Raw genomic sequence first — 25,457 nt, 5'->3', positions numbered from 1 at the left:
AAATAGTAACCTGTACACCTTTAAAATGTTTATTTTCGTTTTAAATAATAAAGGATATGTGGTACGTAAGGTATGTGGTTTTGTTGTTGTTTGTTTCTGGTTTTCAGTATTCCGGAGCGCAATCTCTCAATAATTTTGTATATAGTCAATCTATTAAAACAGTTATGTGTCACAAAGAGGGGTGGCCTATGTCCTATCCTGTAATCCAACTTGGTACAGATGAAAAGATCGAGTTGAGTTTTGACGATTTAAATAATGATTCCAGGAGCTATTATTATTCATTGGTGCACTGTAATAGTCATTGGGAACCTTCAGATATTAGTGAACAGGAATATGTAAATGGTATTAATCAGGTCCCTGTTCTGGATTTTGATTTTTCCTTTAATACCACGGTCGAATATGTGCACTATAAAATGCAGTTTCCCAATGAAGATATTGGCATTAACTACAGTGGAAACTATATCATTTTGGTATATGAGGATTTCAATAGGGAGGCACCCGTTTTAGCCCGGCGATTTATGGTTGTGGAAAGGAAGGTTCAGGTGCAATCCCAGATAAAATTTGCCATGAACTCTAGTTTGAGGAAGCAACAACAGGATATTAACTTTACGGTAACGCATAGAAATTTTGAAATTTCAAACCCCTTGCATGAAGTAACGGTTAGTATCTATCAAAATCAGCGTCTGGATAACGCTATTCATGATATTAAACCCCAGTTTATTAAGCCCGAATCGCTTGAGTATAATTACAACAGGGAAACCATGTTTGAAGGGGGGAATGAGTTTAGGTGGCTTGATTTAAGGACGTATGAATTTAGGACGGAGGATGTTAGTGATATTCATTTTCATGATCCTTATTATCATCTGGATCTAAAACCAGATGAGTCGCGTAATGAAAAGAGTTACTTTTTCCAGAATGACTTTAACGGGCGTTATGTGATTGAGAATAGGGAGGGGCGCGATCCTTTTACAGAAAGCGATTATGTGTTGGTGCATTTTTTCTTGCCCAGGAATGAACCTTTTGCCGGTGGCGATATTTATATAATGGGAGGGCTCACAAACTGGAGGATTGATGATTCGAGTGTGATGAGGTATAATCCACAGTTTAAAAGATACGAAAAGACTTTGCTGTTAAAGCAAGGCTTTTATAATTATTTATATGCGTTTAAAACTCCGCAAACCGACCAGGCTACGGTTAGTATCTTGGAAGGTTCATATAGCGAGGCGGAAAATGACTATTTGTTTTTGGTATACTATCGCGATATTAGCGATAACTACGATAGGCTCATTGGAGTTGCCCAGTCTAACTCGGTGAAACCCTGATAAATTATAACCAAACCTGAGTTGCTTCTGGATAGAACATCTGTATATGGTCTGCTGTTATTCGTAGGCTTAACATAATAATGACAAATCATTGATATTAATCAGTAAAATGAGGCTCTAAACACTGATATATTTCATTTCAAAACATTCTGCTCGGTCGTAAATTTGTTTTGCATTAGATCATGTAAAAAATTAAGAACATTATATAACTAATTTATTAAAACTTGAATTATGCCAAAAGGAATATTTAACGTGCCGATTGCAGAAAACGAACCGGTTTTGTCATATGCACCGGGAACACCGGAAAGAGATGAACTTAAAGCCCAACTTAAGGCTTTTAAAGAAACGGAAGTGGATATTCCAATGTATATTGGAGGAGAGGAAGTAAGAACCGGAAATAAGGTTTCTATGCATCCTCCGCATGATATCAAGCATTGTTTAGGATATTATCATCAGGGAGATGAAACTCATGTGTATAAGGCAATTGATGCTGCACTTGAGGCTAAGCCAGCATGGGAAAATTTAAGTTGGGAACATAGAGCCTCTATCTTTCTAAAAGCTGCTGAATTAGTGGCAGGGCCATATCGCCAAAAGCTGAATGCTGCAACTATGTTGGGTCAGTCAAAAAATGCTTTTCAGGCTGAGATTGATGCGGCTTGTGAATTTGCAGATTTTTTAAGGTTCAATGTTCAGTATATGACAGAAATATATGCTGATCAGCCGGAGTCTGCTCCTGGTATGTGGAACAGGGTTGAGTATCGTCCTTTAGAGGGATTCATTTTTGCGCTTACTCCTTTTAACTTTACATCAATAGCCGGTAACTTGCCTTCTGCACCTGCTTTAATGGGTAATACAGTTGTGTGGAAACCATCAAAAACAGCAGTTTATTCTGCAAAAGTATTGATGGATATATTTAAAGAGGCTGGTGTGCCTGATGGAGTGATTAACCTTGTTTATGCTTCTGGTCCTGTTACAGCAAAGGTTATCTTTGAACATCCTGATTTTGCAGGTATTCACTTTACTGGTTCTACAGGTGTATTCCAGGGAATGTGGAAAACAATTGGTGAGAACATCCAAAAATATAAAACATATCCTCGTATCGTAGGTGAAACAGGTGGTAAAGACTATATTTTTGCCCATAAGTCATGTGATGCATTAGCTGTAGCAACAGCTATAGTTCGAGGTGGGTTTGAATACCAGGGTCAAAAGTGTTCTGCTGCTTCGCGTATTTATTTACCAGAAAGCCGCTGGGAAGAAATTAAAGGTTATGTAGGAGCGCAATTGGCTGAAATGAAAATGGGTGATCCGGAAGATTTCAGCAATTTTGTGAATGCAGTTATTGATGAATCTTCTTTTAATAAGTTGTCTGGTGCTATCGATGCAGCTAAGGCAAGTGATGAAGCTGAGGTGATTTTTGGTGGAAATTACGACAAATCAAAAGGTTATTTTATTGAGCCAACTATTGTGTTGACTACAAATCCTAAATACGACACCATGGAAGAGGAGTTGTTTGGTCCGGTAGTTACTATCTATGTATATAAAGATGCTGAATTTGAGGCTACAATGGATGTTCTTGATACAACATCAATGTATGCATTAACAGGTGCAATCTTTTCACAAGATAGATATGTGGCTGAAATGATGACAAAAAGGTTGACACATACAGCCGGAAATTTCTATATCAATGATAAGCCAACAGGTGCTGTAGTTGGACAGCAGCCATTTGGTGGTTCAAGGGGTTCAGGAACAAATGATAAAGCAGGTTCAGCGATTAACTTAATGCGTTGGGTAAGTCCTCGTACTATTAAAGAAACTTTTGTTCCGGCAAAAGATTATAAATACCCGTTTTTAGCCGAGTAGTTTTAAGTTTTTAGAAATATGAATAAGAAAAGCCGGATTCATCAAATGGATGATCCGGCTTTTATGGTTTATTTCTTAATCTCCGTTAAAGCTTATTGAGCCCCGGTTGTCCTGATCGGGTTCGTATGAATATATTTTCCTTAAAAGGTCTGCATATTTGTTGTAGAGTACTCTTCTTTTTAATTTGAGAGTCGCCGACAGTTCCCCTGATGCCGAAGTCCATGGTTCGCAAACTATCCTAAAGCGCTTTATTTGCTCGTGCTGTCCCAGTAATTTATTGGTTTTATGAACTTCTTTGTTAAATACTTTCAAAATCTTTGGGTTTCTTACTAATTCCTTGTTGTCCCTAAAGTGAATTTTGTGGTCGTGGGCCCACATGTGCAAATAATCAAAGTTTGGAGAGATTAATGCGCTGGCATATTTTTCACTCTCACCAACCACCATGGCCTGTTCAATAAAAATCGACTCTTTAAGCAGGTTTTCAATTGTTTGTGGGGCAATATATTTTCCGCTTGAGGTTTTGAACATTTCTTTTTTGCGATCTGTGATCTTTAAAAATTTCCCATCAACTAATTGACCGATGTCTCCGGTATGAAACCAGCCATCGCCATCAATTACTTCTTCGGTCAGTTCCGGAGCGTTATAATATCCCTTCATAACGCAGGGGCCTTTGGTCAGGATTTCCCCGTCTTCATCAATTTTTACTTCAATGTTGTTGAGTATGGGGCCTACTGTTCCAATCATTAAATTATTGGGTCTTACAGAGAAGTTGGCTGCTATTACAGGAGCTGTTTCTGTTAATCCGTAACCTTCCATCAGGTGTATTCCGGCTGCAAAAAACAACCTGCTTAGCCGGGGTTGCAAGGCTGCACCACCTGAAATTACAAACTTTAATTCGCCACCAAAGGTTTCCTGCCATTTGCTAAATACCAATTTGCGGGCAATTTTAAGCTTGATTTTATATATAGCATTATTGTTGTTTTCTATGCTGTATTTTTCGCCAAGCCTCATGGCCCAAAAAAATATTGCTTTTTTTGCACCGTTTAAGTCTTCGCCCTTGGATACGATGCGGTCATAAATCCTTTCTATAACTCTGGGTACTGTAGCAAATGCATTTGCTTTGCAGCTGGCCATATCCGGGGCAATTGTTCCGAGATTTTCAGCATAGTATATGCAGCACTGTTTTGCCTGAAATAAGTAATTAACCATTCTCTCGTACACATGGCAAAGGGGCAGGAAGCTTAATACACGGGTGTTTTTATAAAGGTCAAATAAATCCCATACGCCGTTTACGTTATTCATAAAATTACCATGGCTCAACATTACGCCTTTGGGCATCCCGGTTGTTCCCGATGTGTATATAATAGAGGCAGTGTCGTCAGCAGTAATTCCTTTTTTGATACTTTCGAGCACGGGCTTTAGTTTAACCCTGTGCTGCTGGCCTAACCTTATAATTTCGCTCCAGTGAAGGGCGCCTTCAATTTTATTGAAAGTATATAGGCTTTCGATGTGTGGGGTATTATCAGCTATAGGCTTTATTTTTTTGTAGAGGGAATTATCGGATACGATCACCATTTTGACTCCGGAGTGATTAAAGATATATGAAAATTCCTCTTCGCTGATGGTAGGGTAGATAGGTACATGTATTATGCCTGCCATACTCATTCCCATGTCCACAAAGTTCCACTCTGGCCGGTTGTTTGATATAGTGGCGATCTTATCCCCTTTTTTATACCCGGATTGGATTAGCCCTTTGGCAAACGATCTTGCGTTCTCAAAATATTCATCTACAGTAAAGTTTGTCCAGCTCCCGTTCTTTTTGGTGCAAAGAATATCTTGTTTGCCATCGTTTTCCTTTAAATGCCAAAGGATATCAAATGTCCTTTCAAAAATCATTTCAAGTGGCTTAATTGTTAAATGTTTATATTTATGCACAATTTTAAAAGAAACAAAATTATTTAGCATGAAAAATCTTCTGTTTTTTGTTATAATTTTTTCAGTATCCCCTTTTTTAGTTGCCCAGGATTCAACTACACTATCTCTGGTTTTTATAGGTGATGTTATGGGCCATGATACCCAGATAAACAGTGCTTACAATCCTGAAACCGGGGAGTATGATTATCAAAATTGTTTTAAGTATGTGAGCAATATTTTTGAAGATGCTGATTTTGCCATTGCAAACCTGGAAGTAACCCTGGCAGGCCCGCCATTTAAAGGATATCCTCAGTTTAGTTCTCCCGATGCTCTTGCTGTTGCCTTGCAGGATGCTGGTGTGGATGCTGTAGTTACTGCAAATAATCACTGTATTGACAGGAGAAAGCAGGGGTTGGAGCGGACAATTGATGTATTGGATAGCCTCGGTATTCCGCATACTGGCACATTTAAAAATCCTAAGGAGAAAGAAAATAATCGGGCTATGATTCTGGAACAGAATGGAATTAAAGTAGCTGTTTTAAACTATACTTATGGTACAAATGGAATCCCGGTGAGTAAGCCCAATATTGTTAATTTCTTAGATAAGGATGTTATTGTTAAAGATATTCAAGAAACAAGAAGACTGAATCCTGATAAGATTATAGCTTTTGTTCACTGGGGGCTCGAATATCAAACTCTGCCAAATGATGCCCAAAAAGAAATTAATCAGCTGTTCAGGAATAATGGTGTGGATGTGGTAATCGGGTCGCATCCGCATGTATTGCAGCCCATAGAATTCCGGGAAGATCATTTTGTTGTTTATTCACTGGGAAATTTTGTTTCTAACCAACGAACAGCACCTTGTGATGGAGGAGGAGTTGTCAGGGTGGAACTGACTAAGCGGGGTGGAGTAACAGAAGTTAGTGATGCAGGGTATTATCTGACTTGGGTTTATACCCCTGTAATTGAAAACAGAAAGGAGTTTTATGTGCTACCGGTTAGTCCTTTTGAGCAGGATAACTTGTTTATGGATCAGGATGCCAATAACCGTTTAGTTGATTATGCCAAGGAAGCCAGGAGTATATATTTAAATAACATAGGTATTTCAGAATATCATTTTAATAAGGAATTGCCGGGATGGGAAAAATAGTATTTTAGGATTGTATAGATTCAATATAAATATGGAGAATAAGTAAGTTATTCTGAAATTAAATAATAATGAATATTTTCTTTAATCGAAAACTTACCTACTTTTGTGATTAAGGGGTAAATAATCTTTACTCCATAACTATCTTTTATACAGAATAGGATTTACATTAAATATGTCGTCGGAAAATAAAAAGAAAGAAGGATTGGTTCCTGAACCATCACTAAGAAGGATGCCTTGTTACCTGGCTTATCTTAAGTTGGCAAAAAGAAGAAATCAGGAATTTGTTTCATCAACACATATTGCGCGGGATATGGGTGTTGATCCTACGCAGGTAACAAAGGATTTGTCATATACCAGTATTGTTGGAAAAACCAGGGTTGGATACGAAGTAAACGCTTTGATTGAGGTGTTGGAGGATTTTTTAGGCTTTACCAAGCTGGATAAGGCATATTTATTTGGGGCAGGTAGTTTGGGTAATGCCCTGTTGCATGATCATGGACTGGATCAGTATGGGTTGAAGATTGTTGCGGCTTTTGATGTGGATCCCAAAGTGATTGGACGATCAATAGAGGGGGTTCCCATTTTTCATGTGAGCGAGTTTGAAAAAATGAAAGATGAAAACGTGCAAGTGGGTATATTGACTGTTCCTGCTGAATTTGCCCAGGATGTGGCCCAGTTAATGGCAGCAGGAGGTATTAAAGGGATTTGGAATTTTACCCCTATCAGAATCAGGCTTGGTGATGATGTAGTCGTTCAGGATACTTCCTTGTATGCCCATTTGGCTGTAATGTTCAACCGTATGGGGCATGTTAAAAAGTAAGAGTAAACTTGGTTTCTTTATCAGGTTCTGAATAGGCATTTATTGTGCCACCGTGTAATCGCAAAATCTGACGGGAAAGACTTAATCCGATTCCGGAACCTTGAGGTTTTGTTGTAAAAAACGGAATAAAGATCCTTTCCAATACGTCCGGTAAGATACCTGGTCCATTATCTACAACCTGGATAATTGTTTTTCCCCGGCTGTTTAGGTTTGATAATAGTTGAATATGGGCCTGTTCTCTGTTTTCCGTTGCATGAATCGCATTCTTAATTAAATTGATAATAACTTGTTCGATAAGGTGTTCATCTGCTGAAAGCTCTAATGTTTTGGGTTCGATGTTGATAGTGCAGGTAATATTCTTAGCTTTAAGTTCTTCTTCGAACAGATTCTTTATATTCTCAAAAAGGTGGCTGATTTTAAATATGGAAAAACTGGGTTTAGGGATCTTGGTCAGGTTGCGATAGGTGTTTACAAAGTGGAGCAACCCATCCGTCCTTTTATGAATGGTCTTTAATGCGCTTTCTACTTCCTCTAAGGATTCAATATCGTCACTGTTGGCACCTGTTTCTTTTAGGTTTTCGCATAAGTCTTTTATGATCATAGCAACAGTGGAGGAAAGAGATGAGATTGGGGTTATGGAGTTCATGATTTCATGGGTTAGTACTCTTATGAGTTTTTGCCATGATTCCATCTCTTTTTCTTCCAGCTCCTGTTGTATGTTTTTAATGGAGACCAGCGTTATCTTCCGGTTGTGGATGGTAAATTCGGTTGCGTATATGATTAACTGGAGAAGGTTGTCCTTTTCCTGCACTTTGATCAAAGTGTTTTCTCCATGCTTAATCTTAAACAGGTTTTCAACCAATTCGGGACTAAAGCTGCGAAGAGAATCTATATTGCGCAGGTTTCTTACTTGAAACAGTTTTTTTGTGGCATTGTTTATCAATTCAACCTGGCCATCTTTTTGAAAGGCAATTAATGAAATACCAATGTGTTGTATAACTGTTTGCAGATAATAAAAGTTTTCTTCCTTTTCGGCTCTTACCTCCTGAAAATCTTTAATTACTTCGTTGAATGAGTTTTTGAGTTTTTCAAAGGATGATCCCTCTCCTTCTACCTGAAAGGTTCTTGTAAAATCAGAGTATCTGATGGATTCTAAAAAGTTATTTAAAATTCTGTTTGTCCTGTCTATGTAATGAAAAAACGCAAATATCTGTATCCCAATGGCTCCTCCAACTAAAAAAAGGGTCATGGTTAAACTGGTGTTGTAAAACAGGTAGAAAAATAAGAATATGGTCCCTGTTAACAGTGCCGTTCTGAATATAAAGTTGATTCTGAAATTTTTATAAACCATATTTTTCCATTCTTCTGTATAGGGATGTGCGAGTCAGTCCCAGGTCGTTTGAAGCCTTTGAAATATTACCACGGTTCATCCTTAGTACTTTCTCAATAATTGTTTTTTCAACTTCCTCTAAGTTGTATGTGTCTAATTCAATGCCATCAGAGCCTGTTTGTTGCGGAGAGAGCTGAAGGTCATCGTGCGAAAGGGTAGGGGTGTCACTCAGGATTACTGCTCTTTCCAAAACGTGTTGAAATTCCCTCACATTGCCGGGCCATGCATAGTGAGATAATTTGTTTAAAGCACTTTTGGATAGTTTTGCAGGTTTCTTGTATTTTTTTGAAAATATTTTTAAGAAGTGATCTGCTAATACTGGGATGTCTTCCGGCCTTTCCCTTAGTGGGGGGAGCTCAATTTCTACAGTATTTAGGCGGTATAGCAAATCCATTCTGAATTCATCTTTTTCTGCCATTTCTCTAAGTGGCATATTGGTTGCGCTGATGAGCCTGATATCGATGGATTTGGGTTTGTTGGCTCCCACGCGGGTAACTTCCCTTCTTTCCAGTACAGTTAATAGTTTGGCCTGGAAGGGAAGCGACAGGTTTCCTATCTCGTCTAAAAATATAGTCCCTTTGTTGGCTAGTTCAAATCTGCCCGGGCGGTCTGTTTTTGCATCGGTAAATGCGCCTTTTACATGCCCAAATAGTTCGCTTTCAAACAGTGTTTCGCTTAAAGCGCCCAGGTCAACACTTACAAAACCTTCGTTGTGTCGTAATGAGTTTCTGTGCAGGGCACGGGCAACCAATTCCTTACCTGTTCCGTTTTCTCCCAGGATAAGAACGTTGGCATCTGTTTTTGCAACCTTCTGTATGGTTGTAAATACTCTTTGCATTCCAGGGGAAACTCCAATGAAATCAGCGAATGGCTGATCGAGTATTGTGTTGAATTCTTGCTGTTTTTCCTTTAGCTCGTGAATTTCGTTTTTTGATTTTCTTAGTTTTACAGCAGAAGAAATGGTGGCAAGGATCTTTTCGTTTTGCCAGGGTTTTAAGATGAAGTCTGTGGCGCCCGCCTTAATGGCCTTTACTGATTTTTCAACGTCTCCATATGCGGTAATAAACAAAACAACGGCTGAAGGATCAATTTGTAAAATTTCCTCCAGATACTGGAAACCTTCTTGCCCGCTGATGGCATCTTTGGAAAAGTTCATATCCAATAAAATTACATCAAATTCCTCCTCTTTCAGTATTGACGAAATGTTAGAGGGATTATTTGTTGTTTTTATTAGTTCAACATGAGGTTTTAAGAGTAATTTAAGAGCAAATAATATGTCTTCGTTATCATCTACGGCTAATATTTTTCCACTTTTGTTCTGCATCAGATTAAAGAGTTTAAGTTGTTTTTATAAATATAATACATTCAGTGTTATTTTTTACTGATAAATGTTCATAAGCGAACAGTTTTTTCTATTGCCCGGATGAATCAAAAAAAATGCCGAAGGTGTAATGTGTTTGATAATAAGGCATTAATGCTGCTGGCATAATAAATGATGTGTAAAGTAAGGAAAGATTCATGTATTTTAAAGAATATTTATTGGGGTGATTTTGTAAGTAGCAGTGAATTAGGTTTGTATGCGTTTTGAGGAAGAGGGTTGTTGTTGTTGGATTGTTATGCAATGGTTAATATTTCGGTTTTAGGTGCGTTATTTGAGTGTGCGAATGCGTACATGAATGATGCGAAACCGTACACTTTTGAGCTGGTATCATCATACATGAAGGCCTGTTTAATTAAAGATAGAAAAGAATTACTATGCTTCAGGTAAAAGACATATCTAAAGAATACAGAAATGGGGAGCTTGTTCGTGTGGCTTTGAGCAATATTAATATAAATGTTAATCCCGGGGATTTTGTAATGTTTTATGGTCCATCAGGAAGTGGGAAGACTTGTTTGGCAAATATTATAGGCTTGTTAGAATATCCTAGTTCCGGTGATTTGATTTTTATGGATGCATCTGTTACAGAGTTGTCAGAGCGGGATCGTCTATTATTTAGAAGAGGGAAGATTGGGTATCTGTTTAGTGAATCAAGGTTAATTGAGGAACTTACTGTTTATGAAAATATAGAACTGCCTTTGGTTTATCTGAAAATGAAGAAGGCAGAAAGAAAGACAAGGGTGTTAAAAGTATTGGAAGATTTTAATATGCTCCACCGAAAAAAGCAATTTCCTAAGGATCTGACAGCAGTGCAAAAACAAAAGGTTGCTATTGCTCGTGCCATAGTAGTAGAGCCTTCTGTGCTAATAGCAGATGAGCCTACAGGAAATTTAAGTACAACGGAAGGAGATGAGATTTTGGACATGCTGAGTGTGGTAAATGAGTCAGGCATTACTGTCCTGGGGTTTACTCATTCAGGAAAAGTTGCCGGAAGGGGGCAAAAGGTCGTTCAGCTTATTGATGGTCATTTGGTAAGGGAGAATTTATTGAAATAGAAATGAAGCTGGTAAGAGATATACAGGTTGCGATTCGTTCGTTGTTTAGGTTTCGTACTGATGCAATAATAAATGTTGTGGGGTTGTCAGTGGGGATTACAATCAGTATTATAGTATTGCTGTATGTTAGAACGGAATTGAATTACGACAGGCATTTCTCTGATTATAATGATATTTATAGGGTGGTGACGGAAGGTTATATTGGAGATGATTATTTTAATAGTGCTATGTCACCTGTCCCATTATCTGCATATCTTAAAAACAATTTTATTCAGGTAGATAAAAGTTTAAAAATTGTCAGGGGTATAAATAAACTGGTTAGTTATGGTGATAAGAAGTTTAATGAGGACAATTTTTACTATGCAGGAGCTTCGTTTTTTTCGGTTTTTGATATTGAGATAATAAAGGGAGAGGAGCGTAATTTGCTCCTTTCTGCTGAAGATATAGTTGTTACCCAAAGTACAGCAAAACGATATTTTGGTGATGATGACCCCTTAGGGAAACGATTGTTGTTAGATAATGGGTTGGAATTCAGTGTAAAGGCAGTGTGTGAGGATTTTAAGGGTAATTCACATTTTCATTGTGATTTTATTGCCTCAGATAATGCTATCAGAAAGTTGTATCAATGGAAGAATCCGGAAGATGTTGAGGAGGCTATGAATAACTGGCTTTCAATTGGGAGGTATACCTATATTGTAGCGCAGGATACTGTTGGTTTGGAAAAGCGTTTGAATGATGAGTTAAGGTTGATAATTGAAACTCAAATAGAACGTTTTGAGGGTGTTGATTCAGGTGTTGGTGGAGGCTTAAAGTCAATGGGCTTCAGGTTGCAGGCAATAAAGGATATTCACTTGTATTCTAAGCTGGAAAATGAGTTAGAGCCAGGGTCGCGATATATCTATGTTGTGCTTTTTTTGTCCGTAGCATTTTTTGTATTGGTTATTACCTGTCTTAATTTTATTAACCTTACTACTGCCAGAGCTTCTCAAAGACTTCGGGAGATAGGGGTTAGGAAATTGATGGGAGGGACAAGAAATGCGCTTTTTGTTCAATTTGTTGTTGAAGCGGTAACCTATAGTTTTATTGCTTTGTTTATTGGATTGGTGCTGGTAGAGCTGCTTTTGCCTGGCTTTAATATGCTGTTCGATTTAAATCTTAAGATTGACAGGCAGGGGAGTAGTGTAGACTTGATTTATGTTACACTGTTAACATTTTTAGTAGGTGTGGTTTCCGGGTTGTATCCAGCCATTTCTTTCTCGGGATATAATGAAGATGTGATTTTTAAAAGAGGTGCCGCTCTTGGGAAAAAAAGTATGATGATGAGGGGGGTGTTGGCAGGTTGTCAGATTTTAGTGGCTACTTTTCTGGTCATCTTTTCACTTGGAATGTTTTGGCAATATCAATACCTGAATCATAAGGATATGGGTTTTGTAAGTAAAAATATATTGGTTGTAGAAAGAGGGCATGCACTGGGCAAAAAATTTTCAGAGGTAAAGGCTAAATTAAAAAGTATTCCCGGGGTGGTGAGTGTGTCTGCCTGTAAACACATGATTGGTAAAGAAGCCCCGCTGCAATCATTTAAATTTGTTGACAAAGAGGGTGAAAGGATGGTTTTACTTCCCTATAATTATGTAGATAAAGATTTTTTTAAAACTCTGCAGGTAAATTTTGTTGCAGGAACGATGTGGGGGAGGACTGATCAAAAAATGTCGCACGATATAGTTGTTAACCTCAAAGCTAAAGAAGCACTTGGTATGTCGAAGCCCCTGGGTAAAAAAATCAATTATATGGATGCCTCCAGTCAGGATTATGGTTTTTCAATAGTGGGCGTTTCCAAAGATTTTCATTTTGAACCTGTTCAGTTGCCGGTGAGGCCTTTGTTGCTTTTGGATTTGCCCAAAGGGAGTTTTTATGATAATTTGTTGATTAAAATTTCGGATGATGCTTCTGCAGAACAGTTAGTTGGCGAGATAAAACAGTTGTGGAAGGCGAATACGGATAATGAACCGTTTGAATATGTGATGATGGATGAGTTGTTGAAGAGCAATCTGGTAGAGGAACAAACCGTGCTAAAGATGATTGTTCTGTTTGCAATATTGTCACTCTTCGTTGCATGGCTGGGTATCAGGGCTTTTGCAGCATATGTAACAGAGTTGAAAATGTCGGATTTTGAAATTAAAAAAATATTGGGAGCCTCTAATGTTCAGGTATTCAATGAACTATTTGTTGAAGTTGGGCAGTTTTTAATTACAGGAGTGATTGTGTCAATTCCTTTGTCGTTTGTGGTATTGCAATTGTGGCTTGAAGGATTTGCATATTACAGTAGGATACCGGTTTTTGTTATGTTTGCGGTGGCTGTTGCGATTTTTGGCTTGTCCTTTTTGTTTGTTCTAATTCATTCATCCCGAACCATTAAGGTTTCTCCTTTCTCTAAAAGCTCGTAGGCAATTGTTATTTTGTTTTACTTCATTTGTTTCAAATTAATATTCTATTTGCGAATTAGCCCAAGAGCATTTTGAAATTGGATACCGAACTTCAATGGTATTCTAAAAAAAAACAATATATTTGCGCAATTCGAGAAAAACGAATCAAATTTAATTGACTAATTAAAAATCATATTTACAGATGCAAAACAAAGGAGCGATCAGAGTTTTTGCCATCCTGCTAGCTTTAGTAAGTTTATATCAATTGATATTTACTTATCAAACCAGAGAGGAAGAGAATAAGGCAAAAGAATTTGCAAAAGGAGATCCGCAGGTTGAAATAAATTATTTGGATTCGGTTGCTAATGAGCCGGTTTATAATTTTTTCGGAAGGAAATACACTTATAAAGAGTGTAAAGAAAAAGAAATCAACTTTGGTCTTGACCTTAAAGGGGGTATGAACTTAATCCTTGAGGTAAAGGTTGCGGATATTTTAAAGGCTTTATCGAACTATAATTCAGATAATACTTTTAATGAAGCATTACAGATTGCAGAACAAAAAGAAATGTCTTCTTCAGAGGATTTTATAACATTGTTTTATAATGCTTTTACTGAATTAGATACGGAAGCAAGGTTGGCTGCAATTTTTAGTACTGTGGAACTACAGGGTAAAATTGATTACAACAGTTCAAACGAAGAAGTTCTAAAAGTTATCAGGGAAGAATCTAAAAGTGCCATTGATAATGCATTTAATATTCTGCGTACACGTATCGACCGTTTTGGTGTAACCCAGCCTAATATTCAGCAACTTGAAAAAGCAGGTCGTGTGCTTGTTGAACTTCCAGGGATCAAAGATCCTCAAAGGGTTCGTAAGCTGCTTCAGGGAACAGCAAGCCTTGAGTTTTGGGAAACTTATGAATTAAGTGAGTTGGTGAGCAGTTTAATTGCTGCCAATAGCAAAGTGGTAGAAATTGAACAAGCAAAAGATGCTTTAAATAAACCTGAAGAAACTGTAGCAGAAGTTGAAGCTCCTCAAAAAGAAGAGGGATCGGATTTGTTAAGTGCTATTGAATCTGATAGTACCAAAGTGGATTCGTTGGCGCTACAGTCTCAAAAGTCTTTGTTTTCTGTGTTACAGCCGTCGCAACGTCAAAAAGGGCCTCTTGTTGGTTTTGCTATGGTACAGGATACTTCAAAAGTTAATGCTTACCTTCAGTTGGATCAGGTAAGAGCCTTATTTCCTAAAAACGTAAGGTTTATGTGGGGAGTAAAGCCGCTTCCTCAAAGAGAGCTTGAGGATGGTACCATGAGCAAGCAGGAAATTTATGAGTTGATTGCTGTTAAAGTAACTACACATGATGGACGTGCGCCTCTTGAAGGTGATGTGATTACAAATGCCAGCAAGTCGGTTACAAATAAAGGTGGATACGAAGTTAGTATGCGTATGAACGCAGAGGGTGCTAATGTGTGGGCGCGACTAACAAAAACAAATATTGGTAAAAGTATTGCTGTTGTATTGGATGGTTATGTATATAGCTACCCAACTGTACAAAACGAAATTAAAGGTGGTAGCAGTTCTATTACCGGGGACTTTGATGTGAAAGAGGCGGAAGACCTTGCCAACATTCTTAAGTCTGGTAAGCTACCAGCTCCAGCACGAATTGTAGAAGACACTGTAGTAGGTCCTTCTTTAGGTCAGGAAGCAGTTGATTCAGGATTATCTTCATTTATGTGGGCATTCCTTGTGGTACTTGTTTACATGATTTTCTATTATGGATTTAAAGCTGGTGCCGTTTCTGATTTTGCACTTTTGGCAAACATGTTCTTTATTCTTGGAGTTTTAGCTTCATTTGGTGCAGTGTTAACACTTCCTGGTATTGCCGGTATTGTATTAACAATTGGTATGTCGGTGGATGCCAACGTATTGATATTTGAACGTATCCGTGAAGAATTATCGGCAGGTAAAGGTGTTAAGCTGGCAGTTGCAGATGGATATAAAAATGCTTTCTCTGCAATTATTGACTCCAATGTTACAACATTCTTAACAGGTATTATCTTATTTACATTTGGTACTGGTCCAATTAAAGGTTTTGCTACCACGTTAATGATTGGTATCGCCACTTCATTCTTTTCAGCAATTTTTATTACAAGATTAATTTTTGAAAAAATGCTTGAAAAGAAATCAGATGTGAAGTTTGGAACAAAACTGACTGAAGGATTCCTTAAAAATACTAGTGTTAAGTTCTTAGATAAGAAGAAAATATTTTATGCTATATCTGGAATATTAATTGTGATTGGTTTGGCATCTTTGGCTACTCAAGGGCTTAAGTTGGGTATTGACTTTTCTGGAGGTAGAACTTACGTAGTAAGGTTTGATGAGGCAGTTTCAGCATCAGATATTCATGAGTCATTAACGGATGAATTCACAGGGGCTCAGGTTGAAGTAAAAACGTTTGGTGGTGATAACCAGGTAAGAATAGCAACCAACTATATGGTTGATGAAGCTGGTGAAGATGTTGATAATAACATTGAACAGAAATTGTATAATGGCGTAAAATCACATTTGGGAGCAGATGTTGATTTTAAGAAGTTTGTTGATGAACATAGGATGAGTTCTCAGAAAGTGGGACCAACTATTGCTAGCGATATTAAAACAAAGGCATACTATTCTATCGCATTCTCATTAATCGTGATCTTTATTTATATCTTAATCCGATTCCGTAACTGGGAGTATGGTTTAGGTGCTTTGGTTGCATTGGTACACGATGTGTTAGTTGTATTAGGAGTGTTCTCTTTATTGTACAAAGTGGTGCCATTTAGTTTGGAAATTGACCAGGCATTTATTGCAGCTATCCTAACTGTTATTGGTTATTCAATCAACGATACAGTGGTAGTGTTTGACCGTATCAGGGAGTATTTGGGATTACATCCAAAGAGAGATAGATTGGGAGTTGTTGAATCTGCATTGAACTCAACAATCAGCCGTACAGTAAATACCTCATTAACTACATTTATTGTATTGTTGGTAATCTTCTTGTTCGGAGGTGAAGTGATCCAAGGATTTGTATTTGCATTGATGTTAGGTGTGGTTGTAGGTACTTATTCTTCACTATTTATTGCAACTCCGGTGGCGTTTGGTGTTATCGATGCCAGAAATAGGAAAAAGGACAAAAAGTAATTTTTAGTTACAAGATATTTAAACACCCTTTAAACCTTTATGTTTAAAGGGTGTTTTGTTTTTATTATCTTTGAATCTGTTTGAAAAAATTAAAGATATGTGTTTTTCATTTTTATCATTTGGTGGTGGAGAAATCATTTTGGTGTTCCTTGCTGTATTATTGCTTTTTGGGGCAAATAAAATACCTGATTTTGCCCGAATGCTCGGAAAGGGAATGAATGAATTTAAAAGGGCTACGGATGATATAAAGAGGGAATTCAGAGAAGGAACAGAGGATTTTGCCCAGGATCTGCGTGATAGTCAGAGAGAAATTGAGGAACATGTTAGGGATATTGACAGTAGTCTGGAGGAAGATTCTGAAAGAAATGGGAAAGGCAAAGAGGATGACTTTGATGCCTTAAAGGAAAAGTAAAGTAGGTTTCGATTGAGATAAACAGAAGTAAATATAAATACCAGATACTTGTGTATGGGATTTTTGATGTTAATTGCAGGTTTTGTCCTGCTTTTTTTTAGTGGTGACTGGTTGGTTAAATCCAGTGTTCAAATAGCCAGATACCTTAAGATATCAACTTTGGTTGTGGGTATAACTGTTGTGGCTTTTGGCACTTCGGCCCCTGAGTTAATAGTGAGCTTAAAGGCTGTGTTTGATGGGGTGCCGGATATTTCAGTTGGGAATGTGGTAGGTTCTAACATTGCTAACATAGCCCTGGTGCTTGGAACTGTTTCTGTAATATTGCCTATTACGGTAAAAAAGAAATCTATTTTATTTGATTGGAGTATCATGATGATGGCCTCCATCTTGTTTTATGTTTTTTCGTTGAACTATCAATTGCAGTTTCATGAGGGGGTTATTTTTCTAACCTTTTTGGTATTGTATTTAGTGTTTTCAGTATATCATTCACGAAAGCAAATGGGTAAGTCAGGTGAGGTTATTGAGAAGCCTTCCATGAAGTTCAGGCTTGCTATTGGGTTGTTGGTTTTGGCTGCAGTAGGACTGTATTTGGGTTCTGAACTCCTGGTGCGGGGGGCGGTTATTGTTGCCAAGGGTTTTAATGTGAGTGAACGTGTTATCGGCATCTCGGTTGTTGCATTTGGAACCAGTGTTCCTGAGTTGGCAACTTCAGTTATGGCTGCAATAAAAAAGGAAACGGATATTTCTATCGGAAATATTATTGGCTCAAATATATTTAATCTTTTAGGTATTTTGGGTGTAACATCGGCGTTGAAAACCATTAATATTTCCAGCTTTATGGTTTCGGTGGATATGATTTGGATGATGGGTATTAGTGTCTTGTTGGTGTTGGCCATGTTGCCTATTAAACATGGGCATATAAATAGGTTTAAAGGAGCTATCTTTGTTTCTGCCTATCTTTTGTACATGGTATTGTTGTTCACTAAGTAAAAGTATAATGATTTCAGCTACGGGCATAAAAAAGCAATTTGGAGAACTTGAAGTTCTCAAAGGAGTTGACCTAAATATAGCACAAGGAGAAGTTGTGTCCATAGTCGGACCAAGTGGAGCAGGGAAGACCACCTTGTTACAGATATTGGGTACACTTGATAAACCAAATTCGGGGAGTATTACAATTAACAATACAGAAATTCAGAATCTGAAGGAAAAGGAATTAGCCCGTTTCCGTAACGAGAATATCGGTTTTGTGTTTCAGTTTCATCAATTGTTGCCCGAATTTAATGCCATAGAGAATATTATTCTACCTGCTCTAATAGCCGGAAAAAATAAATCAAAAAGTGAAATAAGGGCTAAAGAAATTTTATCGTTTCTAAAATTAAAGGATCGGGAGCATCATAAACCAGCAGAATTAAGTGGAGGCGAAAAGCAAAGGGTGGCTATTGCCAGGGCATTAATTAATGACCCGGTTGTTGTATTTGCTGATGAACCAACCGGATCGCTTGACTCAAAAAATCAGGAAGAGCTGCATAAGTTGTTTTTTAGTTTACGGGATGAGTTCAAACAAACATTTGTTATTGTTACCCACGACCTTCATCTTGCTCACTTGAGCGATCGGGAAATAAGAATGAAAGACGGGATTGTAATGTAAAATATCAAGGATGAACAGTAAGGAAATAAAGGCATTTCTTGATGAAAAAGTGATTCAGTATAATAATCCCTTATTTATAGAGTCAGATCCAATTTCTATCCCAAAACAATTCACTTGCAAAGAAGATATTGAGATAGCAGGTTTTATAGCTGCAACATTAGCATGGGGACAAAGGAAAGCTATAATAAAAAGTGTTTCCAAAATTATGCAATGGATGGATTATGAGCCTTTTCTTTTTATAAAGGAAGGTGAATTTCCGGATCTCGGGAACAAAGCAGTTTATAGAACATTTAATGGTGAAGATCTTTCCTATTTTTTCAATTCCCTAAAAAACATATACGATAATCATGGTGGATTAGAAAAAGTGTTTGCTGATGGTTATAAAATATCAGGGGGTATAAAGGGGTGTTTAAAATATTTTAGAGAGGTGTTTGTTTCGGTAGGAGAGATTGGCCGATCGGGCAAACATATTGCCAATGTTGATAAAAAATCATCTGCCAAAAGGCTGAATATGTTTCTCAGATGGATGGTTAGGAAAGATAATAGTGGAGTGGATTTTGGTATTTGGAATCAGATCGATATGGCTGATTTAATGTTGCCGCTGGATGTGCATACAGGTAATGTAGGACGTAAGCTTGGTTTAATAGGGAGAAAGCAAAATGACTGGGTTACCGTAGAAGAAATAACTTCTGTTTTAAAACAATATGACCCGGAGGATCCTGTTAAATATGATTTTGCATTGTTTGGACTTGGAGTTTTTGAGAAGTTTTAGTTATGGCGAATTCATATTTTAAATTTAAACACTTTACCATAGAGCAGAATATGGCTGCCATGAAGGTTGGTACAGATGGTGTTTTGCTTGGTGCCTGGGTTAATTGTAATAATGCCAGGGTAATATTGGATGTTGGAACAGGAACCGGGTTGATTGCATTGATGTGTGCTCAAAAAAATCAATATGCCAATATTGATGCCCTGGAAATTGATAATATGGCTTTTGTTCAGGCTGGAATCAATATAGAAAATTCACCATGGAACCATCGGATTGTTGCCATAAATGACTGTCTTCAGCATTTTTCAGTTGTAGCTTCAAAGAAATATGACCTTATTGTTTCTAATCCTCCTTTTTTTAATAATTCATTAAAAAATGTTTGTGAGCAAAAGAGTATGGCACGTCATACCGAAACGCTTACATATATGGAGTTGATAAAGGGGGTGGTAAGTCTGTTGAGCGATAAAGGCAGGTTTGCAGTAGTGTTGCCTTTTGATGCTTTCGGCGATTTTGAGAAATATGCGAATGAAAATTTGCTGTATTTACAGAAGGTGCTGAAGGTTAAACCTACTCCCCAGAAGCAAGCTAAAAGGGTTTTGATGGAGTATGGCTTTGAAAAAATCAGTGATGTAGATGAAAAGGTAATGGTTGTAGAAGAATTTGGGCGTCATGGATATTCTGACGAGTATAAAGAACTTACAAAGGATTTTTACCTGAAGTTTTAAAGTGTTTTATGAAAAGGTTTTTCTTAAAATCGTATTATAGCAATTATCGCCCTCATTATATTCCTAATATAAAGTTGGCTCTGCCTGTTGTTTTTTCGCAGGGAGGGCAAATGGTTGTAGGGTTGGCTGATACGGTTATGGTTGGTCGGCTTGGGGCAACAGAGCTGGCTGCGGTTTCGTTTGCAAACGGTATTTTTATTCTTGGGCTGGTGCTGTCTATTGGAGTTGCTTATGGTTTAACACCGTTGGTAGGCAAAGCTTTTGGTGCAGGTAACAGGGAGTTGAGCGCTCAATGGTTAAAGCAAGGATTGGTTGCCAATGTGTTGTTTGCCGTTGGGTTGATGTTCCTGATGTTTCTTGTTGGATTGCTGACAAAATATATGGGGCAGGCAGAAGAGGTGGTGTCGTTGGCCAGGCCTTATTATTATATTCTTGTTTTATCTGTATTTCCTTACGTGATATTTTTGGTTTTTAAGCAGTTTGCAGAAGGGATTACCAATACAAGGATAGCCATGGTAATTACACTCGTGGCCAATGTGCTGAATATTGTTCTTAATTACATTTTTATTTTTGGTAAGCTTGGGTTTCCTTCATGGGGACTAGATGGTGCAGGGTATGCAACTCTGGTTTCTCGTATTGTTATGGGAGTTTTATTTGTTGCTGCGTTTGTATATCTGCCATTTTTTAATAAGTATAAGCGGGATTGTATAGGAACAAGGATTCAGTGGACAAAAGTACTTGAGGTGATTAAAGTCGGTTTTCCAATCGGTGGACAAATGGTTATTGAAGTGTTTGCATTCAGTATGGGTACCCTTATGATGGGTTGGATTGATAAGGATTCTTTAGCGGCCCATCAAATTGTGTTATCCTTGGCTAGTTTAACATATATGATGTCTGTTGGGTTGTCTTCGGCAGCTACCATCAAGGTGAGCAATTATTTTGGTGCAAATGATTTTCATAATTTAAAATATTCAGCATATGCCATTATCCATAAGGTAATTATTTTTATGGCATTTAATGGAGTGATGTTTGTTTTATTGCGTAATGAACTTCCCCGGTTATTTATAAATGATGTGAATGTGGTTTCTATCGCTGCTCAGTTAATGGTTGTGGCTGGTGTATTTCAGCTGTTTGATGGTTTGCAAGTGACCTGGTTGGGGATTTTAAGGGGATTGCAGGATGTGAATGCTCCATCTGTGATTGCATTTGTTACATGGATTTTAATTGCCCTTCCAATAAGTTATCTTTGCGCATTTGTGTTTGAAATGAATGCAGTTGGGATATGGATAGGTTATCTTATAGGTTTGTTTGTAGCTAGTTTTTTATTGCAAATAAGGTACCGTAAGCTATATCAAAAATTTAATAAGTATGAATGTTGATATAATATTATCTGCCAGGGAAATTTTTCCTGATAGAGTTGCAAACAAGACAGTGGTTGTGATAGATGTTTTAAGAGCAACTTCTGTTATGGTTACTGCTTTGGCTAATGGGGCAAAAAGTGTTATCCCGGTTATGCACCCCGAAGAGGCCTTTAATATAAAAAAAGAGTTAGGTGAAGAAAATGTTGTTTTAGGGGGAGAAAGGGATGCGGTTCCTATTGAGGGATTCGATTATGGGAACTCTCCTTTTTCCTATGTTCCTGAAGTTATTTGTGATAAAACTTTGGTCATGACAACAACAAATGGAACCAGGGCCATTTTAAACTCAAAAGGGGCGTCGAAGGTAATAATAGGGGCATTTGTAAATGATGTTGCAATTGTTAAGGCTTTGGAAGGAGAAGAGGAGGTTGTTTTGGTGGGCTCTGGTTCTTATGATGAATTTACAATGGAAGATGCATTGTGTGCAGGGAAGTTGGCTATGGATTTAAAGGAGGCTTATGATGCCCGATTGACAGATGTTTCTGTGGCTATGTCGCTGTTATATCATACAGCAAAAGGCGATCTTCATAAAATTGCAGCGCAAGGGGAGCATTATAGTAGGTTGGCCGGATTGGGTTATGACAGCGACCTTGATTATTGTTTCCGATCCAGTGTGTTTGAAATAGTGCCGGTTTTCTATGGCGGTAGTATTGTCTTAGAAAACATGAATGGCTAGCATTTGTCTGAGTTTCTGAAAAATCTGTTGGTTGTAATATAAATAATCAAACCGCCAATCTCCAGACAGGTCGTGATTATGAAATGAATGTTTTTAATTCGGTTTTGTGTGGTGTAGAAAACAAGTAGCACAACCCCTGCAATGATCATTAAAATACCGATGTTCTTTAAAAAGCACCTCATATTGTTTTTGCCATATTAATTCACTATTTAATTTACGAACCAAATTGTAAAAAATCAAGTTTCAGACTAATACCCAATGTTGTATGTATTGTTTGTCAAACAGTATCATATTGCTTTTAAAAATGGTTTAATTTGGCTTATATTTGCAGCATTGTTGAAAAGAAAAAGAGTACTCCATTGGCGAAAAAAGAAGGAAAAAAAGTGGTTCAGACACCACTGATGAAGCAGTATTACGAAATTAAAGACAAGCATCCAAATGCGATATTACTATTCCGGGTGGGTGATTTTTATGAAACATTTTCGGATGATGCCATAAAAGCATCTGAAATATTGGGGATTACACTCACCAAGAGGGCTAACGGTTCTGCTTCTTCGGTGGAATTGGCTGGTTTTCCGCACCATGCATTGGATACATATTTACCAAAATTGGTTAGGGCAGGCCAGCGCGTAGCTGTATGCGATCAGCTTGAAGACCCTAAAATGACTAAGTCTATTGTAAAGAGGGGTGTTACTGAATTGGTTACTCCTGGCGTTGCAATAAGTGATAATGTGTTGGAGCATAAGGAAAATAACTTTCTTGCTGCTGTCCATTTGGATAAAAATGTTGCCGGAGTTTCTTTTTTGGACATTTCAACAGGAGAGTTTCTTACTGCAGAAGGTAGGTTTGAGTATGTTGATAAGCTTCTAAATGGATTTAAGCCTAAGGAAGTCCTTTTCGAAAAAAGTAAAAGAAAGCAATTTGTTGAAAAATTTGGCGATAAATTTTATACTTATGGACTCGAAGATTGGGTGTTTACCGAAGATTCTGCCCATGATAGATTGTTGAAGCACTTTGAAACAAAATCGCTAAAAGGATATGGGGTGCATAACCTGAAATATGGAATAGTGGCTTCCGGGGCAATAATGCATTATCTGGATATTACCCAGCATAATAGAATTCAGCATATCACAGGGCTTTCGAGAATTGAAGAAGACAAATATGTGTGGTTGGATAAATTTACCATCAGGAATCTGGAATTGTTTGGATCGGTAAATGAAGGAGGAAATTCATTGGCCGGAGTTATAGATAAAACAGTTTCTCCTATGGGAAGTCGTCTGTTGAAAAGATGGGTGGCCTTGCCTTTAAAAGAAGTAAAGTTGATAGAAGACCGGTTGTCTGCCGTGGAGTATTTTTTTAAATATCCTGATCTTAAAGATGAACTTGTTGATTTTTTAACTCCGGTTGGAGATTTGGAGCGCCTGGTTTCAAAGGTTGCCGTAGGTAGGGTGTCGCCAAGAGAAATTGTACAGATAAAAAATGCACTCAAAGCTATTGAACCAATAAAGCATGGTTGTGAAAAGTCTGATAATTCAACGTTACGCAGTATTGGCGACCAGTTAAACCCATGCCTTTCAATTAGAGACAGGATTGAAAATGAGATCGCCTCAGATCCTCCAGCTCAGATAAATAAAGGGAATGTTATCTGTGAAGGGGTTAGTATTGAATTGGATGATCTAAGAAATATTGCTTTTTCTGGTAAAGATTATCTTAATAATCTTGTGCAACGAGAAATTGAGCGGACAGGGATTCCATCTTTAAAAATAAGTTTCAATAATGTTTTTGGGTATTATATTGAAGTCAGGAATACGCATAAGGATAAAGTACCGCAAGAGTGGATCAGGAAGCAGACACTCGTAAATGCTGAGCGATATATCACAGAAGAATTAAAAGAATACGAGGCGAAAATTCTTGGGGCTGAAGAGAAGATTTTATCCCTGGAAACACAGCTTTTTAACGATTTGGTAATGAGTTTGTCCGAATATCTGGCTGCTATACAGTTAGATGCTGGTTTGTTGGCTAAATTGGATTGTTTGTTGTCGTTTTCAGCAGTAGCTGCACAGAACAAATATGTTCGTCCTGTTATTACCGATGATGATATTATTGATATTAAAGATGGCAGGCATCCTGTTATCGAAAAACAATTGCCGGTAGGAGAGGAATATGTTCCTAATGATGTTTATCTTGATAATGAGAAGCAGCAAGTGATCATTATTACCGGACCAAATATGGCGGGTAAGTCTGCTTTGTTACGTCAAACAGCATTGATAGTGCTTTTAGGACAGATTGGTTGTTTTGTTCCTGCAACATCTGCAAAGATTGGAGTCGTTGATAAAATATTTACGAGAGTTGGGGCTTCTGATAATATTTCGGCAGGGGAATCTACCTTTATGGTTGAAATGAATGAGGCATCAAGTATCCTTAATAATATCTCCCCTAAAAGTTTAATATTGTTTGATGAGCTTGGGAGGGGGACTAGTACTTATGATGGTATTTCTATTGCCTGGAGTATTGTGGAGTATATTCATGAAAACAGGAGGGCGAAAGCTAAAACCCTGTTTGCAACCCACTATCATGAATTAAATGAAATGGAGCGTTCTTTTGACCGGTGCAAGAATTATAACGTTTCTGTAAAGGAGGTGAATAATAAAGTTATTTTCTTAAGAAAGCTGGTTAGAGGTGGTAGTGAGCATAGTTTTGGTATACATGTGGCACGCATGGCCGGAATGCCAAAGAGTGTTGTGAACAGGGCCAATGAAATATTAGCTGAGTTGGAAGGTGCTAACCGGAAAGGTAGTTTGGCTAAACCTGTAAATGATATGGGTAAGCACAGGGAAGGGTATCAAATGAGCTTTTTCCAATTGGATGATCCGGTTTTGAAACAGATTCGGGATGAAATTGCAAATACGGATATCAATAACCTGACACCGGTGGAGGCCTTGAATAAACTGAATGAGATAAAGAAATTTGCAGGTATAAACTAATTTATGTACTGGTAATCAGGAAGTAATAAAGAGTGTGAAAAAACTTTGATTCAAATGAGAGAAAAACTTTGCAAATAAAGAAATATACTCTATATTTGCATCCGCAATCGCAAAAGGGATATTTATCGGCAAAGGTTGATGGATGTTGTGATTGAAAATATTGAAGATGCGAAAATAGCTCAGTTGGTAGAGCACGACCTTGCCAAGGTCGGGGTCGCGGGTTCGAGTCCCGTTTTTCGCTCAAGGATGCTCGAGTGGTGGAATTGGTAGACACGCAAGACTTAAAATCTTGTGTCCATTAGGACGTGCGGGTTCAAGTCCCGCCTCGAGTACTT

Annotated in this window: 18 protein-coding genes and 2 tRNA genes; 17 read left to right on the top strand and 3 right to left on the bottom strand. The window is 37.8% G+C overall.

Annotation, left to right across the window (positions count from 1 at the left end):
* The first annotated feature begins 56 nt into the window (after positions 1 to 56).
* Together OM074_RS05085 and pruA are read left to right on the top strand one after the other, a co-directional pair.
* Positions 57 to 1,322 (top strand): type IX secretion system plug protein, encoded by a 1,266-nt coding sequence (locus OM074_RS05085; protein ID WP_301198210.1) that lies wholly within the window; start codon positions 57 to 59, stop codon positions 1,320 to 1,322.
* 231 nt (positions 1,323 to 1,553) lie between these two features.
* Positions 1,554 to 3,182: an L-glutamate gamma-semialdehyde dehydrogenase gene (pruA, locus tag OM074_RS05080; protein WP_301198209.1), complete on the top strand. Its 1,629-nt coding sequence runs from the start codon at positions 1,554 to 1,556 to the stop codon at positions 3,180 to 3,182.
* Positions 3,183 to 3,257: 75 nt separating this feature from the next.
* Here pruA and OM074_RS05075 read toward each other — a convergent pair whose 3' ends face one another.
* Positions 3,258 to 5,078, bottom strand: a complete 1,821-nt coding sequence (locus OM074_RS05075; protein ID WP_301198208.1) for an AMP-dependent synthetase/ligase — start codon at positions 5,076 to 5,078, stop codon at positions 3,258 to 3,260.
* 67 nt (positions 5,079 to 5,145) lie between these two features.
* Between OM074_RS05075 and OM074_RS05070 the strand changes: the two genes are divergently transcribed.
* Both OM074_RS05070 and OM074_RS05065 read left to right on the top strand, forming a co-directional pair.
* On the top strand, positions 5,146 to 6,246 hold the full coding sequence (locus OM074_RS05070; RefSeq protein ID WP_301198207.1) for a CapA family protein: 1,101 nt from the start codon (positions 5,146 to 5,148) through the stop codon (positions 6,244 to 6,246).
* 172 nt (positions 6,247 to 6,418) lie between these two features.
* Positions 6,419 to 7,066, top strand: a complete 648-nt coding sequence (locus OM074_RS05065) for a redox-sensing transcriptional repressor Rex (protein WP_301198206.1) — start codon at positions 6,419 to 6,421, stop codon at positions 7,064 to 7,066.
* Here OM074_RS05065 and OM074_RS05060 read toward each other — a convergent pair.
* Both OM074_RS05060 and OM074_RS05055 read right to left on the bottom strand, forming a co-directional pair.
* Positions 7,056 to 8,417, bottom strand: coding sequence for a sensor histidine kinase (locus tag OM074_RS05060; protein ID WP_301198205.1), 1,362 nt, complete (start codon positions 8,415 to 8,417; stop codon positions 7,056 to 7,058). The two genes, OM074_RS05065 and OM074_RS05060, sit on opposite strands and share 11 nt — an antisense overlap.
* Positions 8,407 to 9,780: a sigma-54-dependent transcriptional regulator gene (locus tag OM074_RS05055; protein ID WP_301198204.1), complete on the bottom strand. Its 1,374-nt coding sequence runs from the start codon at positions 9,778 to 9,780 to the stop codon at positions 8,407 to 8,409. Before OM074_RS05055 ends, OM074_RS05060 begins: the two co-directional genes overlap by 11 nt.
* 431 nt (positions 9,781 to 10,211) lie before the next feature.
* On the opposite strand from OM074_RS05055, the gene OM074_RS05050 reads away from it, so the two are divergent.
* The 13 genes from OM074_RS05050 to OM074_RS04990 all read left to right on the top strand — a co-directional run bounded on the left by OM074_RS05050 (position 10,212) and on the right by OM074_RS04990 (position 25,454).
* A complete protein-coding gene (locus tag OM074_RS05050) occupies positions 10,212 to 10,889 on the top strand; it encodes an ABC transporter ATP-binding protein (protein ID WP_301198203.1) in 678 nt (225 codons plus the stop codon).
* Positions 10,890 to 10,891: 2 nt separating this feature from the next.
* Entirely contained in the window at positions 10,892 to 13,333 is a 2,442-nt protein-coding gene (locus OM074_RS05045) for an ABC transporter permease (RefSeq protein ID WP_301198202.1), read from the top strand.
* Positions 13,334 to 13,514: 181 nt separating this feature from the next.
* Positions 13,515 to 16,490: a protein translocase subunit SecDF gene (gene secDF / locus OM074_RS05040; RefSeq protein WP_301198201.1), complete on the top strand. Its 2,976-nt coding sequence runs from the start codon at positions 13,515 to 13,517 to the stop codon at positions 16,488 to 16,490.
* Positions 16,491 to 16,587: 97 nt separating this feature from the next.
* Positions 16,588 to 16,902, top strand: coding sequence for a twin-arginine translocase TatA/TatE family subunit (locus OM074_RS05035; protein WP_301198200.1), 315 nt, complete (start codon positions 16,588 to 16,590; stop codon positions 16,900 to 16,902).
* 54 nt (positions 16,903 to 16,956) lie between these two features.
* Positions 16,957 to 17,892 (top strand): calcium/sodium antiporter, encoded by a 936-nt coding sequence (locus tag OM074_RS05030; protein ID WP_301198199.1) that lies wholly within the window; start codon positions 16,957 to 16,959, stop codon positions 17,890 to 17,892.
* 7 nt (positions 17,893 to 17,899) lie between these two features.
* The gene (locus OM074_RS05025) at positions 17,900 to 18,550 is read left to right on the top strand and encodes an ABC transporter ATP-binding protein (RefSeq protein WP_301198198.1); all 651 of its coding nucleotides are present in this window, start codon (positions 17,900 to 17,902) and stop codon (positions 18,548 to 18,550) included.
* Positions 18,551 to 18,560: 10 nt separating this feature from the next.
* Positions 18,561 to 19,322 carry a TIGR02757 family protein gene (locus tag OM074_RS05020; protein WP_301198197.1) on the top strand — a complete coding sequence of 254 codons (762 nt, stop codon included), beginning with the start codon at positions 18,561 to 18,563 and terminating at the stop codon, positions 19,320 to 19,322.
* A 2-nt stretch (positions 19,323 to 19,324) separates the two neighbouring features.
* On the top strand, positions 19,325 to 20,044 hold the full coding sequence (locus OM074_RS05015; protein ID WP_301198196.1) for a tRNA1(Val) (adenine(37)-N6)-methyltransferase: 720 nt from the start codon (positions 19,325 to 19,327) through the stop codon (positions 20,042 to 20,044).
* Positions 20,045 to 20,052: 8 nt separating this feature from the next.
* The gene (locus OM074_RS05010) at positions 20,053 to 21,423 is read left to right on the top strand and encodes an MATE family efflux transporter (RefSeq protein WP_301198195.1); all 1,371 of its coding nucleotides are present in this window, start codon (positions 20,053 to 20,055) and stop codon (positions 21,421 to 21,423) included.
* Positions 21,413 to 22,138 (top strand): 2-phosphosulfolactate phosphatase, encoded by a 726-nt coding sequence (locus tag OM074_RS05005; RefSeq protein ID WP_301198194.1) that lies wholly within the window; start codon positions 21,413 to 21,415, stop codon positions 22,136 to 22,138. The genes OM074_RS05010 and OM074_RS05005 overlap by 11 nt, the downstream gene beginning before the upstream one ends.
* Positions 22,139 to 22,452: 314 nt before the next feature.
* Positions 22,453 to 25,122 (top strand): DNA mismatch repair protein MutS, encoded by a 2,670-nt coding sequence (gene mutS / locus OM074_RS05000; RefSeq protein WP_301198193.1) that lies wholly within the window; start codon positions 22,453 to 22,455, stop codon positions 25,120 to 25,122.
* A 168-nt stretch (positions 25,123 to 25,290) separates the two neighbouring features.
* A tRNA-Gly gene (locus OM074_RS04995) sits at positions 25,291 to 25,363 on the top strand.
* A gap of 7 nt (positions 25,364 to 25,370) precedes the next feature.
* A tRNA-Leu gene (locus OM074_RS04990) sits at positions 25,371 to 25,454 on the top strand.
* Positions 25,455 to 25,457 lie beyond the last annotated feature (3 nt).

Origin of the sequence: Plebeiibacterium marinum, from assembly GCF_026013615.1 — a bacterium.
Taxonomy (GTDB): domain Bacteria; phylum Bacteroidota; class Bacteroidia; order Bacteroidales; family Marinilabiliaceae; genus Saccharicrinis; species Saccharicrinis marinus_A.
The sequence above is the reverse complement of the archived record's forward strand: the minus strand, read 5'-3'. Positions and strand labels throughout refer to the sequence as shown.